The organism is Pseudomonas sp. R-28-1W-6, assembly GCF_009799925.1.
In the GTDB taxonomy this organism is placed as follows: Bacteria; Pseudomonadota; Gammaproteobacteria; order Pseudomonadales; family Pseudomonadaceae; genus Aquipseudomonas.
On record NZ_WELK01000003.1, the window covers coordinates 371,417 to 386,538 of the forward strand.

Here is a 15,122-nt window from a genome sequence, read left to right on the forward strand (position 1 = left end):
GATGAGTGAATTGATTCGCGTGCCCGACATCGGCAGTGGCGAGGGCGAAGTGATCGAACTGCTGGTCAAGGTCGGCGACCGTATCGAAGCCGACCAGAGCCTGCTGACCCTGGAGTCGGACAAGGCCAGCATGGAGATCCCCGCGCCCAAGGCCGGGGTGATCAAGAGCCTGAAGGTCAAGCTGGGCGACAAGCTGAAGACCGGCGACGAACTGCTGGAACTGGAAAGCGAGGGCGCTGCCGCCGCGGCGCCTGCGCCGGCTGCCGCCGCGCCTGCGGCAGCCGCCGCAGAACCTGCGCCGGTGGCCGCCGCTGCGGCCCCGACAGCAGCGCCGGCCGCAGAAAGCGTGCAGGACGTCCAGGTGCCGGACATCGGCTCGGCCGGCAAGGCCAAGGTCATCGAAGTGCTGGTCAAGGCCGGCGACGTGATCGCCGCCGACCAGTCGCTGATCACCCTGGAGTCGGACAAGGCCAGCATGGAAATCCCCGCGCCGGCCGCCGGCACCGTGGAAGCCGTGCTGGTGCAGCTGGGCGCCGACGTCGGCACCGGCGACCTGATCCTCAAGCTGCGCGTGGCCGGAGGCGCTGCTTCAGCAGCGTCATCCGCCCCGCAAGGGGCCGGTGCTGCGACTCCGGCCGCCGCCCCGGCAGCTCCTGCACCGGCAGCCTCGGCACCGGTACACACCACCCCGGCCGGCGCCGCTCCGGCCGTAGTCGCGGAAGTCGGCGCCATCGCCGCGCTGTCGGCCGCCGCAGCCGCCGTGGCCAATGCCCCGGCCAGCCGTGACGGAGCCAAGGTGCATGCCGGCCCCGCCGTGCGCATGACTGCCCGCGAGTTCGGCGTCGACCTGGCCGCCATCAACGGCAGCGGGCCGAAAGGGCGCATCCTCAAGGAAGACGTGCAGGCCTATGTGAAGGCCATGCTGCAGAAGGCCAAGGAAGCGCCGGCCGGTGCCACTGGCGGTGCCGGCATCCCGCCGATTCCGGAAGTGGACTTCAGCAAATTCGGCGCCATCGAAGAAGTGCCGATGACCCGCCTGATGCAGGTCGGCGCCAGCAACCTGCACCGCAGCTGGCTCAACGTGCCGCACGTGACCCAGTTCGACAACGCCGACATCACCGAGCTGGAAGCCTTCCGCGTGGCGCAGAAGGCGGTGGCGGAGAAGGCCGGCGTGAAGCTGACCGTGCTGCCGCTGCTGCTCAAGGCCTGCGCCTACCTGCTACGCGAGCTGCCGGACTTCAACAGCTCGCTGGCACCAAGCGGCAAGGCACTGATCCGCAAGAAGTACGTGCACATCGGCTTCGCCGTGGACACCCCGGACGGCCTGCTGGTCCCGGTGATCCGCGACGTCGACCAGAAGAGCCTGCTGCAGCTGGCCGCCGAGGCCGCCGAACTGGCGGAGAAGGCGCGCACCAAGAAGCTCTCGGTGGATGCCATGCAGGGCGCCTGCTTCACCATCTCCAGCCTCGGCCATATTGGCGGCACCGGCTTCACGCCGATCGTCAACGCGCCGGAAGTGGCGATCCTCGGGGTGAGCAAGGCGACCATGCAGCCGGTGTGGGACGGCAAGGCCTTCCAGCCGCGCCTGACCCTGCCGCTGTCGCTGTCCTACGACCACCGGGTGATCAACGGCGCCGCCGCCGCGCGCTTCACCAAGCGCCTCGGCGAGGTGCTCGGCGATATCCGCACCCTGCTGTTGTAACGACGCAAACCAAGCCGCCATGCCCAACCGGGCATGGCGGCTTTTTTGTGCCCGCACGATTCGCGCCGGCGGCGCGGCAACTGCCCAGGCCGGTCATCCCCCCGGGCAGGCCTCGCGTCAGTGGCGCCTGGCAAGATCGCCGGCAGGCTCTAAGGTTTTATAACCAGCCCACGCATGTGGAGGGAGCATGGAGATTCGCATCGTCGCCATCGAGAGTCAGCCACCGGTATGGCGGGTCTACCTCAACAGCTCGTTCATCGTCTGCCACAGCGCGGCCGCAGCGCGGGACACCGCGCACCGGGCCCTGGCCAGCTGCCGGCCATCCTGGCGCCAGCTGCTCGGCCGGCCGCGCAACCGATGGGGCGCCGACCGCGCGCCCTTCGTCGTGCTCTAAACGGAATACCGGCACAGAAAGCACGAGGCCCGGAGTGCCGGGCCTTGCTGGGAGAGCGCCTAGAACCCGTTCAAAGTCTCGCGAGCTAGAGCCAGGCAAGGCGCAACGACCACCGGGAGTAACAGCCGCAGGCTGGCCCGAAGGGTGAGCGCCAGCGAATCAACTGGGCGAAGAAGCGCAGTTTACGCGTTGTAAATGAGCATTCTGAGCCCGATTGACCAGCCTTCGGCTGTTACTGCGTTGCAACGCAGCATGGTCGACGCGCAGCAGACTTTGAGCAGGTTCTCAGCTCTTCTGCAGATTGCGGATCAAAAAGCTGATCGCCTTGGCCAGCTCGGCAGCCCCGTCATGGTCACGCAGCACCCGCAGCCACGGGCTGCCATCGGCCGGGTTCTGCAGCACGCAGACGATGCCGCTGGCCGGGCATTCGTAGCGGATGTAGGGGTCGAGACCGAACACCGACAGGCGCTGGTTGCTCACGGTCAGGCCGGTGCCCTTCTCCGCCCGCGACTCCTGGCGCACCAGCAGTTCGCCCGGGGCGGAAACGCTCAGCTGGTAACGCAGGTCGCTGCGCTGCGCCTGGCCCACCTGGTAGGCGGCGCGCAGGGCGTAGGTGTCCAGCAGGGCGTTGCTGTGGGCCAACAGCGCCTTGCGCTCGTCGCTGGTCAGATACAGGCGCTTGAGCTCGCTCAGGTAGCGTCCCTGCTCGTCGCCACCCAGCTGAGCCTCGGCCGCCGTCACCGCCGTGGCAGTGGCGCCACCACCCAGGCTCAGCAACAGCAATAACCCGCTCAGTCTTCTTGTCAGTCCCAGCCGCATAATGCACCCTTGCCGAACTTGATTGATGACACAGGCTCTTGGCCTGAACCCCAGCAGCATACTGGAAGCCAACCGCTTGATGAAAAGCCATCCCGATGCTGCCAGCCGTAAGGCAGCCGAGGTTGTGACGCAGTTGCCAGTGCCCTCGCGGCTCGGCATGCTGCGCTTCGAGCGCTTAAACGAACCTAGCTGGGCCCTGCTCTACCTCGACCCGGCCTGCGAACGCCAACTCGGCGTGGCCGCCAGCGAGCTGTGCGGCCTGCTCGACTCGCCCTTCGCCAGCCTGATGGAGCCGCAGGCGCGCTACCGCCTGCATGACCAGATCCAGCAGCAGCTGGCCAGCCTGCCGCACTACTCGGTGCACTACAGCCTGCACACGCCCCACGGCCCGCTCAACCTGCTGGAAATCGGCGAGGTCTTCCAGCAGCACAACCACGCGTTGCTGCGCGGCTACCTGATGGTCACCGCCGAGGCCGGCACGCCGCAGCACGAACAGCGCCAGGCCCAGCTGGAGGCGCAAAACAGCCGCCTGCAAAGCTCCCTGGAGCTCTACCAGCGCTCCCAGGAAGACCACCTGCAACACCTGGTGCGCTCGCGCGCCCAGCAGAGCCTGATCGTGCGCCTGGCGCGGCATCGTTACGGCGCGCTGGCGCCGCTCAAGGAAGCCGCCGAACTGATCACCCAGGCCGCCTGCGAGACCTATGACGTGGCCCGCGCCAGCATCTGGCAGCTGCGCGGCAACCTCCTGGAACCGGTGGCCCTGTACCGGCGTGACCTCGACCGCCACGAGCTGCCCGCCAGCATCGACACCAGCCAGTTCCCGAACTACCTGGAAGCCCTGCACAGCGGCCGCGTCATCGACGCGCACAACGCCCTGCGCGACCCGCGCACCGCCGAACTGGCGCACAGCCACCTGAAGGCGCTGGATATCCACGCCCTGCTCGACGCCAGCATCCGCCTGGGCGGCGAGGTGGTCGGCGTGCTGTGCCTGGAGCATGTCGGCGCCACGCGGGTGTGGCAGGCCGACGAGATCGCCTTCGCCGGCGAGCTGGCCGACCAGTTCGCCCAGGTCATGAGCACCCAGCAGCGTCGCGATGCCACCAGCGCCCTGCACCTGTTCCAGCGCGCCGTCGAACAGAGCGCCAGCGCCTTCCTGCTGGTCGACCGCGATGGCCGGGTGGAATACGTCAACCCGAGCTTCACCTCGATCACCCAGTACAGCAGCGAGGAGGTCCAGGGCCGGCGCATTGCCGACCTGCCGGCGCTGGAGAACCTCGGCGACGTGCTGTTCGATGCCCAGTCCGGGCTGGCCGAGCGCAGCAGCTGGCAGGGCGAGTTCCGCAGCCGGCGCAAGAACTTCGAGCCGTACTGGGGCCAGCTGTCGATCTCCAAGGTGTACAACGACGACGGCCAGCTGACCCACTACATCGGCATCTACGAAGACATCACCCAGAGCAAGCTGGCCCAGCAGCGCATCGAACGCCTGGCCTACAACGACAACCTCACCGGCCTGGGCAATCGCCCCTACTTCATCCGCGGCCTGGAGGAGCGCTTCGCGCGGGGTGGCAGCCAGCCGTTCTGCCTGCTGCTGGTCGACATCGACAACTTCAAGCGGATCAACGACAGCCTCGGCCACCTGACCGGCGACAAGCTGCTGGTCAGCCTGGCCCGGCGCCTGCGCAACAGCCTGGCGCAGAACACCAGCCTGGCACGCTTCGCCAGCAACGAATTCGCCGTGCTGCTCGATGGCGCCGACGAGCAGCAGGGTCTGCGCCTGGCCGCCGAACTGCTGCAGATCCTCGACAAGCCGCTGTTCGTCGACAACCAGCTGATCAACATCACCGGCTCGCTCGGTCTGGCCTGCGCGCCAGCCCACGGCGACGACCCGCACAGCCTGATGAAGCATGCCGGCCTGGCCCTGCACAAGGCCAAGGCCAACGGCAAGCACCAGGTGCAGGTGTTTACCGAGGCGCTGAATGCCGAGGCGCACTACAAGCTGTTCGTCGAGAACAACCTGCGCCGCGCCCTGACCCAGAACGAGCTGGAGGTCTACTACCAGCCCAAGCTGTGCCTGAAGAGCGGCCAGCTGATCGGCCTGGAGGCCCTGCTGCGCTGGCAGCACCCGGAGAAGGGCATGATCAGCCCCGATCAGTTCATCGGCGTCGCCGAGGAAACCGGGCTGATCATCCCCATCGGCAAGTGGGTGACGCGCCAGGCCTGCCGCGCCAGCCTGGAACTGGCGGCGCTCGGCATGGGCCAGGTGCAGGTGGCGATCAACCTGTCGCCCAAGCAGTTCACCGACCCCGACCTGGTCGGCTCGATCGCCGCCATCCTCGCCGAGGAACAGCTGCCGCCGCACCTGCTGGAGCTGGAGCTGACCGAGAGCCTGCTGCTCGAAGGCAGCGCCGACACCCGCCAGCAGATCGCGCGGCTCAAGGCCCTCGGCCTGACCCTGGCGATGGACGACTTCGGCACCGGCTACTCCTCGTTGAGCTACCTGAAGAAGTTCCCGATCGACGTGATCAAGATCGACCGCAGCTTCATCAAGGACATCCCGGCCAACCAGGACGACATGGAAATCACCGCCGCGGTGATCGCCATGGCCCACAACCTGCGCCTCAAGGTGGTCGCCGAGGGAATCGAGACCGCCGCCCAGCTGGCCTTCCTGCGCCGCCAGCGCTGCGACGTCGGCCAGGGCTTCCTGTTCGACCGGCCGATCCCCGGCCGCGAGCTGATCGACAGCCTGCGCCGCTACCCCTGCCGCAGCGGCGCAGACTGAAGCGCGCCGCTGCGACGTCCATCAGCCCGCTCCGGCAGTGCGGCGTCACGGGGTAGACTGTAGCCATCATCTGTTGCCCCGAGACTCCCGCCATGGTCCTGCGCTCGCAAATCCTCGCCCACAAGCTCGAACTGCCGACGGCCGAACAGGCCCTGCCCGGTCGCGCCACACCGATGCCGGTGCCGGCCCAGCACTTCGTCAACGGCAACCCGCTCAAGCCGCCCTTCCCCGCCGGCATGCAGCAGGCGCTGTTCGCCCTCGGCTGTTTCTGGGGCGCCGAGCGGCGCTTCTGGCAGCAGCCGGGGGTGTGGAGCACGGCGGTCGGCTACGCCGGCGGGCATACGCCGAACCCGAGCTATGACGAAGTCTGCTCCGGCCTGACCGGGCATACCGAAGTGGTGCTGGTGGTGTTCGACCCGCGGCAGACCAGCTATGAGGCCCTGCTCAAAGTGTTCTGGGAGTCGCACAACCCGACCCAGGGCATGCGCCAGGGCAACGATGTCGGCACCCAGTACCGCTCGGCCATCTACTGCAGCGACGCCGCCCAGCTGCAGGCCGCGCAGGTCAGCCAGGCGATGTTCCAGGGCCAGCTGGAAAAGGCCGGGTTCGGCCCGATCACCAGCGAGATCGCCGAGGCGCCGCCCTTCTACTATGCCGAGGCCTACCACCAGCAGTACCTGGCGAAGAACCCCGGCGGCTATTGCGGGTTGGGCGGCACCGGCGTGTGCCTGCCCGGCTGAGACCGACGACAAAAGCGCTTACACTTACCGGCAGCCTGCTGGCGACGCGCGCCACGCTGGGCCACTCATAACAAAAAGGAGCCCGTGCCCACGGCCAGCCATGCACAGCCCGCGCTTTTCCGATATCCACGAGATCCCGCCGAAGGCCTTCAGCCCGGCTGCCCTGACCCTGCAGCTAGCCCCCTGGCTGCTGATCGGCGCGGCGCTCTGGGGTGGCCTGCCGCTGTGGATCGCCGTAGTCTGCGGCGCCATTCTCAGTCTCGGCCTGCTGCCCGCGCTGGCCACCGCGACCCACTGGCCGGCGCTGATGCAGCCGCGCCCGGCAACTGCGACGACACCCGACTGGCTGCCGCCGCTGGCCGCCGACCTCAGCGCCCAGAGCGCCACCCAGGTGCAGCAGCTCGAACGGCTGCAGCACCAGCTGCACGCCCATGATGCCGCCCAGCAACAGCATTGGCAGCAGCTGAGCGAACAACTGGCGCAGCAGCGCACCCAGGCCATGCACCTGCTGGCGCCCATCCAGGCCGCCGCGCGCGATACCCAGGGGGCGCCCCCCGGCAGCGAGGCGGCACTCGCCAGCCTGGCGCACAGCCTGCAGCAAACCCGCGACCTGGCCGGCGAACTGGCCAGCCAGATGCGCCAGGTCACCAGCCAGGCCGAGGCGATCCTGCGCGCCAGCGATGACATGGACTCGATTGCCAAGCAGACCAACCTGCTGGCCCTGAACGCCGCCATCGAGGCGGCGCGAGCGGGCGACAGCGGACGCGGCTTCGCCGTGGTCGCCGACGAGGTACGCGCCCTGTCCAGCCGCTCGGCCGACTTCTCCCAGGAGATCCGCCGCACCGTGCTCGGCATGCGCGACGACCTGCAGCGCGCCGACCAGCACGCCTGCGGCCTGGCCGAGGCCGATCAGTCGGCCGTCGAGGACGCCCGCCTGCAGATTGCCGGACACATCGCCCTGCTCGCCGAGCAGCACAGCCAGGCCATGGGCGCCACCGCTCGGCTGGAGGAACTGCTACAGGCAACAGCAGCCCAGGCCAACGCCATCAGCCTGCCGCCACTGGATACCCGCGCCATGGCCGAGTTGCAGCAACATGGCCAGGCACTCGGGCAACTGGCCGAGCAGTTGCAGCTACGGGCGACGGCTGAGCAATAACCCGCAGACGGGACAGATTCACGTCCCGCCAAGAGCCTGCTCCAGTAGGGTGCGCCGCGCGCACCATCGGCATCGCGCAGACCCCGGTGCGCACGGCGCACCCTACGAAAGCTGCACCCAGCAAGCCTTTCAGGGTGGGAGCGCATCGCTTAACCACCAGGCGGCCCGGAGCGAACCAGAGCCATTCCCGAACAACCTCTTACAGCGCCTGCGTCGGCTCTCCCGCCTCGGCCTTCAGCCCCGGCTTCCAGCTCTTCAGCAACTGGCCGACCCGGTAGCCGCGCCAGCCGAGCATGCGCGAGGCGGTCAGCACCCCGGCCATCAGCGCGCCGCCGACCCCGGCGGTCACCGTATCGGCGCCGGTCAGGTAGAGGCCCTTGATCGGCGTCTGGCTGTGGATCCAGTGCTGCTCGAAGCGCGCCACCGTATGGTCGATGCCATAGATCTCGCCCTGCTCGTTCCACTGGTACCACTCGGTGGACAGCGGCGTGCCCAGCTCGCAGAAGTCCAGGGCGCCACGCAGTTGCGGCTGGTGCTGGTAGAGGGTCTCCAGCAGCTGCTCGGTCAACTCGGCCTTGAACGCCTCGTAGTCGGCGCCGCGCTTGCCCCAGGTGCTGCCCTTCCACTGGGCGAACCACTGCGGCTGGGTCGGCGCGACGATTTCCACCGTGGCCTTGTCGGGGTAGTGCGCCTCCCAGGCCGGGTCCTTGGCCGAGGGGAAGCTGATGTAGATCAGCGGCATCGCCGGGTTCTGCCCGGCCATGAAGCTGCTGACGTTGTGGTCGTGATCGTGGCCCGGGTAGACCCAATAGTTGGTCTTCGGCAGCTTCAGCGCGGCGGCGCTGCCCTTGAAGCCGGCGTACAGGCACAGGGTGGCGGCCGACAACTTGACCTTGGGCAGTTGCGCCAGCAGGCCATGGTCGTTGGCCACCTGCGGCTCGAGCAGGCGGGTATAGGTGGGCACCAGGCCGGCGCAGCTGACGATCTGTGGCGCACGGATCTCGAAGCCATCCTTCTGCATGCGCACGCCCACCGCACGCCCCTTCTCCACCAGGATCTTGTCGACCCCGGCATAGGTGAACACCTGGCCGCCGGCCGCCTCGATCACCGGGATGATGGTTTCGGAAATCTTCGTCGCGCCGCCCACCGGGTAGTTGCCGCCGGTGATGTAGTGCTTGGCGACCATGGCGTGCATGACGAAGGCGGCTTCGGCCGGCGGCAGGCCGTAGTCACCCCACTGGGCGGTGAGCACGCCGATCAGCTCCTGGTTGCTGGTCAGGCCTTCGAGTACCTCGCGGGTGGTCTTGAAGAAGTAAGCCGGCAGCCACAGGCGGCGCAGCTTGCCGTAGAGCATGCCCAGCGAGCGCGGCAGGGCTTGCCCGGCGAAGAAGCGCGGCACCCTGGCGCTGACCTCGCTGAGCAGGTCGACATAGCGATCAATGGCCGCGGCCTCCCCGGGGAAGTGCTGCTTGATCTCCGCCTTGAATTCCTCCCGCCCGGCCACGTAGTCGTAGGTCTGCTCGCCGATGACGATGCGGTCGTAGTGGGCATCCATCGGCGCCCATTCGAGCTTGCCATCGCTGATCACGTCGAACACCCGGCGGATCGCCGACCAGGGTTTGTGCACCTCGCCGATGTAGTGCACGCCCACGTCCCACTCGTAGCCTTCGCGCTCGTAGCTGTGGGTGTAGCCGCCGGCAGTGTAGTGCTGCTCCAGCACGCACACGCGCTTGCCGAGCTTGGCCAGCAGCGCGGCGGTGGTCAGGCCGCCGATGCCGGAGCCGATGATGATGGCGTCGTAGTCATCGCGAACCAGGCGCGGACGGAAGCGGGTACCGGTGCGTTTCATGGGTGGCTCCTGCGTTATTCTTGTTATGCAATTTTTTGCATACTAGGCAGCACTGGCCGACCATGCAACTTTTTGCATAATCCGTATACTGCGGCACACCCCAACAGCAGTCGGTAAAACCCGCCCATGTCGCTCAAGCACGCCATCCTCATCCTCCTAGAAAGCGAACCGGGCAGCGGCTACGACCTGCTCAAGCGCTTCAAGGATGGCCTCGGCTACTTCTGGAACGCCAAGCACCAGCAGGTCTACCTGGAACTGAAGAAGCTCAGTGAAGCCGGCTGGCTGGCGTTCGAGGCCGAGGCCCAGGACACCCGCCCGGACAAGAAGATCTACCGCCTCACCCCGAGCGGCCACGCCGAGCTGCTGCGCTGGCTGGACGAGCCGGTGCAGCCGAACAAGATCAACGATGCGCTGCTGGTCAAGCTGTATGCCGGCGCGCATACCTCGCTGGACAACCTGCGCGAGGAAATGCAGCGTCACGTGGCCGTGCACCGCAAGACCCTGGACAGCCTGCTGCACATCGAACGCGACTACCAGGCCTTGGCCGAGGAGCAACGCCAGGCGCTGCGCCTGCCCTACCTGACCCTGCGCCGCGGCATCCTCGGCGAGCAGTCGTGGCTGGCCTGGGCGGACGAAGTCGTGCAGGAACTGGAGCGCGGCTGAGCGCCCTTGCTGCTCAGGCAGGCAGACGCGGTTTAACCCGGATGTCGCAGGGGGCGCCGGCTCTTTTGTCAGCCCTGATGGTCCGCCCGCCCCACCGGACCTACTTCTCCTCGATCAGCCAGTCCAGCCGCCAGTCGCCCTTGCTCTGCGCCAGCTTGCCCGCCAGCCAGGGCAGCAGCTGTTTCAGCTCCTCTTCCAGGCCCCATGGCGGGTTGGCGATGGCCAGGCCGGAGCCGGAAAGGCGGCTGGCGTCGTCCGGGCTGTGGACGAACAGTTCGACGCGCAGCAGCTTGGGCGCGCTGGATTTCTCCAGGCCCTGGTAGAAGCGCTTGAGCTGGCGCTCGTCCTTGATCGGGTACCAGATCGCCACCACCGTCTGGCGCATGCGGGCGATGGTTTCGTTCAGCGCGGTGACGCAACGCTCCAGTTCGTCGGCCTTCTCGAACGGCGGGTCGATCAGCAGCAGGGCGCGCTTTTCCGCCACCGGCAGCAGGGCGCGCGGCACGTGCCAGCCTTCGCCCAGGTGCACGGCCACGCGGCGGTCGCCCTTCATGTTGTCCTTCAGCAGCTGGCCGTCCTGCGGGTGCTTCTCGTTGAGCAGCACGCGGTCCTGCATGCGCGTCAGCTGGCGCGCCAGCTCGGGCGAGCCGGGGTAGTAGCGCAGCTGGTCGTCCGGGTTGAGCGCGTGCAGCACGCCGAAGTAGTCGGCGGTCAGTTCGGGCAGGTCCGGCGCCTCCCACAGGCGGGCGATGCCGTCCAGCCATTCGCCGGTGCGGCTGGCCTCATCGCCCTTGAGGTCGTACAGACCGACGCCGGCATGGCTGTCGAGGCAGACGAACGGCGCCTCCTTGCGTGACAGCAGGGCGATGATCCGGCTCAGGGTGATGTGCTTGAGCACATCGGCGTGGTTGCCGGCATGGAAGGCGTGACGGTAGTTCATGGGGTCTTCATCTGTGGGTAGGCGTTGCAAGCAGCGGATTGTAGCCCGGATGGCCGGCGCGCCGCATGGCCTGGCAGCGGCCGGGTTCTACCGCTTTATCACGCCTGTGTATCTTGCTAGGCAGCCTTCATTCACCGACCTAGACTCCAGCCATTCCCCTGGAGGCACGCCCCATGTCCGAGACCCTGCTCAGTTCCCGCAACCTGGCCTTCGAACTCTACGAGGTGCTGGACGCCGAAGCCCTGACCCGGCGCGAGCGTTTCGCCGAGCACAACCGCGAGACCTTCGACGCGGCCATCGGCACCGCCCGCGGCATCGCCGAGGAGCTGTTCGCCCCGCACAACCGCAAGAACGACGAGCACGAGCCGCAGTACGTGGACGGCGCCGCGGTGCTGATCCCGGAAGTGGCGCCAGCGCTCAAGGCCTTCCACGAGGCCGGCTTCCTCAACGCCACCCGCGACTTCGAGCACGGCGGCATGCAGCTGCCCAACCTGCTGTCGCAGGCCTGTTTCGCCCACTTCCAGGCGGCCAACATCGCCACCAGCTCCTACTCGATGCTGACCATGGGCGTGGCCAACCTGATCGAAGCCTTCGGCAATGACGAGCAGAAGCGCAAGTACCTGCAGCCGATCATCGACGGCCGCTTCTTCGGCACCATGGCCCTGACCGAGCCGCACGCCGGCTCCTCGCTGTCGGACATCCGCACCAAGGCCGAGCCGCACGCGGACGGCAGCTACCGGATCAAGGGCAACAAGATCTTCATCTCCGGCGGCGACCAGCCGATTTCGGAGAACATCGTGCACATGGTGCTGGCCAAGCTGCCGGACGCCCCGCCCGGGGTGAAGGGCATCAGCCTGTTCATCGTGCCCAAGTTCCTGGTCAACGACGACGGCAGCCTGGGCAAGCGCAACGACGCTCTGCTGGCCGGTCTGTTCCATAAGATGGGCTGGCGCGGCACCACCTCCACCGCGCTGAACTTCGGCGATAACGACGACTGCATCGGCTATCTGGTGGGCAAGCCTCACCACGGCCTGGCCTACATGTTCCAGATGATGAACGAGGCGCGCATCGGCGTCGGCATGGGCGCCATCATGCTCGGCTATGCCGGCTACCTGTACTCGCTGGACTACGCGCGCAACCGTCCGCAGGGCCGCCACCCGGATGGCAAGGACCCGACCTCCAAGCAGGTGTCGATCATCGAGCACGCCGACGTGCGGCGCATGCTGCTGACCCAGAAGGCCTATGTCGAAGGCGCCTTCGACCTCGGCCTGTACGCCGCCCGGCTGTTCGACGACACCGAGACCCTGGAGACCGAGGAACAGCGCAAGACCGCCCTGGAACTGCTCGACCTGCTCACCCCGATCGTCAAATCCTGGCCGTCGGAGTTCTGCCTGAAGGCCAACGAGCTAGCGATCCAGATCCTCGGCGGCCACGGCTACACCCGCGAATACCCGGTGGAGCAGTACTATCGCGACAACCGCCTGAATCCGATCCACGAAGGCACCCACGGCATCCAGTCGCTCGACCTGCTCGGGCGCAAGGTCTCGATGAACGGCGGCGCCGCGCTCAAGCAGCTGCTCAAGCTGATCCACGGCACCTGCCAGCGCGCCAGCCAGTACGACTCGCTGACCGCCCTGCGCCAGCCGCTCGAGCAACTGCTGGCCCGTCTGCAAACGGTGACCCTGGCCCTGCTCGGCGACCTGATGGCCGGCAAGGTCAACCAGGGCCTGGCCAACTCGGCGCTGTACCTCAAGGTGTTCGGCCACACAGTGATCGGCTGGCGCTGGCTGGAACAGGCGATCCGCGCCGAGGAAGGCCTGACGCGCGGCAACGCCGCCGACGCCGACTTCTACCAGGGCAAGCTGCAGGCCGCGCGCTACTTCCTGACCTGGGAAGTGCCGGGCTGCCACCACGACCTGGCCATCCTCGAGGCCCGCGACGACACCTGCCTGGGCATGCACGACGCCTGGTTCTAAGCGTCGCTACGAACCGCGTAGGGTGCGCCGTGTGCACCATGGCCTTGTGCATAACCCCGGGTGCGCCCGGCGCACCCTAGGGATCTTGCCAAGCCCACGAAGCCACCCACCCGCCGCCAAAGGCATCGGCTAACCATCTGATTTATCTGGCAAGAAAAGCCCCGCCCAGGCGGGGCTTTTCTTTTGACAGCCCGGCAAAGCCACGGGTTAGAATCCGGCATGACCTCTGCATAGCAGCGGCGCCCCCGCCCTTTCGCCCGGAGTACGCCCTTGGACGCCAGCACCATCAACAGCCTGTTTCTGATCGGCGCGCTGCTGGTGGCCATGAGCATCCTGGTCAGCGCCTTCGGCTCGCGCTTCGGCATCCCGATCCTGGTGATCTTCCTCGCGGTCGGCATGCTCGCCGGCACCGACGGCCCCGGCGGCATCGTCTTCAACGACTACTCGCAGGCCTACCTGGTCGGCAACCTGGCGCTGGCCATCATCCTTCTCGATGGCGGCATGCGCACACGCGTGTCGAGCTTTCGCGTGGCCCTGTGGCCGTCGCTGTCGCTGGCCACCATCGGCGTGCTGGTCACCGCCGGGCTGACCGGCGTGGCCGCCGCCTGGCTGTTCCAGCTGAGCTGGCTGGAGGGCCTGCTGATTGGCGCCATCGTCGGCTCCACCGATGCCGCGGCGGTGTTCAGCCTGCTCGGCGGGCGCGGGCTCAACGAGCGGGTCAGCGCCACCCTGGAAATCGAATCGGGCAGCAACGATCCGATGGCGGTGTTCCTCACCGTGACCCTGATCGAGATGCTCGCCAGCGGCGAGTCCGGCTTCAGCTGGAGCTTCGTCGTGCACCTGATCCAGCAGTTCGGCATCGGCGGCCTGCTCGGTCTCGGTGGCGGCTGGCTGCTGTTGCAGGTGATCAACCGCATGAGCCTGGCCAACGGCCTGTATCCGCTGCTGGTGGTCAGCGGCGGGATCATGATCTTCGCGGTCACCAATGCCGTCGGTGGCAGCGGCATCCTGGCCATCTACCTGTGCGGCCTGCTGCTGGGCAACCGGCCGATCCGCTCGCGCCACGGCATCCTGCACATTCTCGACGGCCTCACCTGGCTGGCGCAGATCGGCATGTTCCTGGTCCTCGGCCTGCTGGTCACCCCCCACGAGCTGCTGCCGATCATCCTCCCGGCCCTCGGCCTGGCGCTGTGGATGATCCTGCTCGCCCGGCCGCTGTCGGTGTTCCTCGGCCTGCTGCCGTTCCGCGCCTTCCACGACCGCGAGAAGGCCTTCATCGCCTGGGTCGGCCTGCGCGGCGCGGTGCCGATCATTCTTGCCGTGTTCCCGCTGATGGCCGGCCTGCCGAATGCCCAGCTGTTCTTCAACGTGGCCTTCTTCATCGTCCTGGTCTCCCTGGTGCTGCAGGGCACCAGCCTGCCCTGGGCAGCCAAGCTGCTGAAGGTCACCGTACCGCCGGACCCGGCGCCGATCTCCCGCGCCGGCCTGGAGACCCACCCGACCAGCGAGTGGGAGCTGTTCATCTACCGCCTGGGCGCGGAGAAGTGGTGCATCGGCGCGCCACTGCGCGACCTGAAGATGCCCGAAGGCACGCGCATCGCCGCGCTGTTCCGTGGCCGCGAGCTGCTGCACACCTCCGGCAGTACCAAACTGGAAGCCGGCGACGTGCTCTGCGTGGTCGGCCACGAACACGACCTGCCGACCCTGGGCAAGCTGTTCATCGAGGCGCCGACGCGAACCCAGGACCTGCGCTTCTTCGGCGACTTCATCCTCGAAGGCGATGCTCAGCTCAGCGCCGTGGCCGCCCTCTACGGCCTGAAACTGCAAGGCGCCGAGGGCCAGCTGCACCTGGGCCGCTTCATCGCCCACCAGATCGGCGGCCAGCCGGTGGTCGGCGACCAGGTGGAATGGAACGGCCTGACCTGGACCGTGGCCGTGATGGAAGGGAACAAGGTGCGCAAAGTCGGCGTCAGATTCCCCGAAGGACAGGGCAAGCCCGGCCCCGGCCTGTTCCTGTAAGCACTTGTCCGGCAATCGGCAGCCGCGCACGCCACGCGACTGCCGGCCTGGCATATCATTAGCCGCATCATTTCCCGAGCCGCCC

The 15,122-nt window shown here is 67.6% G+C and carries 11 protein-coding genes; 8 read left to right on the top strand and 3 right to left on the bottom strand.

Annotated features, from left to right (window positions below):
* Position 1 precedes the first annotated feature (1 nt).
* Both aceF and F3I62_RS09375 read left to right on the top strand, forming a co-directional pair.
* The gene (aceF, locus tag F3I62_RS09370) at positions 2–1,702 is read left to right on the top strand and encodes a dihydrolipoyllysine-residue acetyltransferase (RefSeq protein WP_160489377.1); all 1,701 of its coding nucleotides are present in this window, start codon (positions 2–4) and stop codon (positions 1,700–1,702) included.
* A gap of 187 nt (positions 1,703–1,889) precedes the next feature.
* The gene (locus F3I62_RS09375) at positions 1,890–2,096 is read left to right on the top strand and encodes a hypothetical protein (protein WP_160489378.1); all 207 of its coding nucleotides are present in this window, start codon (positions 1,890–1,892) and stop codon (positions 2,094–2,096) included.
* A 285-nt stretch (positions 2,097–2,381) separates the two neighbouring features.
* On the opposite strand, the gene F3I62_RS09380 is transcribed toward F3I62_RS09375, so the two are convergent.
* The gene (locus F3I62_RS09380) at positions 2,382–2,915 is read right to left on the bottom strand and encodes a hypothetical protein (RefSeq protein ID WP_160489379.1); all 534 of its coding nucleotides are present in this window, start codon (positions 2,913–2,915) and stop codon (positions 2,382–2,384) included.
* Positions 2,916–2,994: 79 nt separating this feature from the next.
* Here F3I62_RS09380 and F3I62_RS09385 point away from each other — a divergent pair, with 79 nt between their 5' ends.
* The 3 genes from F3I62_RS09385 to F3I62_RS20520 all read left to right on the top strand — a co-directional run bounded on the left by F3I62_RS09385 (position 2,995) and on the right by F3I62_RS20520 (position 7,590).
* Positions 2,995–5,694 carry a bifunctional diguanylate cyclase/phosphodiesterase gene (locus tag F3I62_RS09385; RefSeq protein ID WP_160489380.1) on the top strand — a complete coding sequence of 900 codons (2,700 nt, stop codon included), beginning with the start codon at positions 2,995–2,997 and terminating at the stop codon, positions 5,692–5,694.
* Between the two features lie 92 nt (positions 5,695–5,786).
* Positions 5,787–6,434: a peptide-methionine (S)-S-oxide reductase MsrA gene (gene msrA / locus F3I62_RS09390; protein WP_160489381.1), complete on the top strand. Its 648-nt coding sequence runs from the start codon at positions 5,787–5,789 to the stop codon at positions 6,432–6,434.
* 499 nt (positions 6,435–6,933) lie between these two features.
* Positions 6,934–7,590, top strand: coding sequence for a methyl-accepting chemotaxis protein (locus F3I62_RS20520; RefSeq protein WP_256667732.1), 657 nt, complete (start codon positions 6,934–6,936; stop codon positions 7,588–7,590).
* A gap of 199 nt (positions 7,591–7,789) precedes the next feature.
* Here the strand turns inward: F3I62_RS20520 and F3I62_RS09400 are convergent, their stop codons facing one another.
* Positions 7,790–9,439, bottom strand: a complete 1,650-nt coding sequence (locus F3I62_RS09400; RefSeq protein ID WP_160489382.1) for an NAD(P)/FAD-dependent oxidoreductase — start codon at positions 9,437–9,439, stop codon at positions 7,790–7,792.
* A 126-nt stretch (positions 9,440–9,565) separates the two neighbouring features.
* Between F3I62_RS09400 and F3I62_RS09405 the strand changes: the two genes are divergently transcribed.
* Positions 9,566–10,102, top strand: coding sequence for a PadR family transcriptional regulator (locus F3I62_RS09405; protein WP_160489383.1), 537 nt, complete (start codon positions 9,566–9,568; stop codon positions 10,100–10,102).
* A gap of 100 nt (positions 10,103–10,202) precedes the next feature.
* On the opposite strand, the gene F3I62_RS09410 is transcribed toward F3I62_RS09405, so the two are convergent.
* Positions 10,203–11,042 carry a 23S rRNA (adenine(2030)-N(6))-methyltransferase RlmJ gene (locus tag F3I62_RS09410; protein WP_160489384.1) on the bottom strand — a complete coding sequence of 280 codons (840 nt, stop codon included), beginning with the start codon at positions 11,040–11,042 and terminating at the stop codon, positions 10,203–10,205.
* A 173-nt stretch (positions 11,043–11,215) separates the two neighbouring features.
* Here F3I62_RS09410 and F3I62_RS09415 point away from each other — a divergent pair, with 173 nt between their 5' ends.
* Positions 11,216–13,018, top strand: coding sequence for an acyl-CoA dehydrogenase (locus F3I62_RS09415; protein WP_160489385.1), 1,803 nt, complete (start codon positions 11,216–11,218; stop codon positions 13,016–13,018).
* Positions 13,019–13,288: 270 nt separating this feature from the next.
* Complete coding sequence (locus tag F3I62_RS09420) at positions 13,289–15,037, top strand: potassium/proton antiporter (protein WP_160489386.1); 1,749 nt, start codon at positions 13,289–13,291, stop codon at positions 15,035–15,037.
* Positions 15,038–15,122 lie beyond the last annotated feature (85 nt).

Bases quoted from the DNA above. Each gene is read 5' to 3' on its own strand.
- F3I62_RS09415 (WP_160489385.1), top strand. From the start codon at position 11,216: ATGTCCGAGACCCTGCTCAGTTCCCGCAACCTGGCCTTCGAACTCTAC.
- F3I62_RS09385 (WP_160489380.1), top strand. From the start codon at position 2,995: ATGAAAAGCCATCCCGATGCTGCCAGCCGTAAGGCAGCCGAGGTTGTG.
- F3I62_RS09400 (WP_160489382.1), bottom strand. From the start codon at position 9,439: ATGAAACGCACCGGTACCCGCTTCCGTCCGCGCCTGGTTCGCGATGAC.
- msrA (WP_160489381.1), top strand. From the start codon at position 5,787: ATGGTCCTGCGCTCGCAAATCCTCGCCCACAAGCTCGAACTGCCGACG.
- F3I62_RS09410 (WP_160489384.1), bottom strand. From the start codon at position 11,042: ATGAACTACCGTCACGCCTTCCATGCCGGCAACCACGCCGATGTGCTC.
- F3I62_RS09405 (WP_160489383.1), top strand. From the start codon at position 9,566: ATGTCGCTCAAGCACGCCATCCTCATCCTCCTAGAAAGCGAACCGGGC.
- F3I62_RS09375 (WP_160489378.1), top strand. From the start codon at position 1,890: ATGGAGATTCGCATCGTCGCCATCGAGAGTCAGCCACCGGTATGGCGG.
- aceF (WP_160489377.1), top strand. From the start codon at position 2: ATGAGTGAATTGATTCGCGTGCCCGACATCGGCAGTGGCGAGGGCGAA.
- F3I62_RS09380 (WP_160489379.1), bottom strand. From the start codon at position 2,915: ATGCGGCTGGGACTGACAAGAAGACTGAGCGGGTTATTGCTGTTGCTG.
- F3I62_RS20520 (WP_256667732.1), top strand. From the start codon at position 6,934: ATGCACCTGCTGGCGCCCATCCAGGCCGCCGCGCGCGATACCCAGGGG.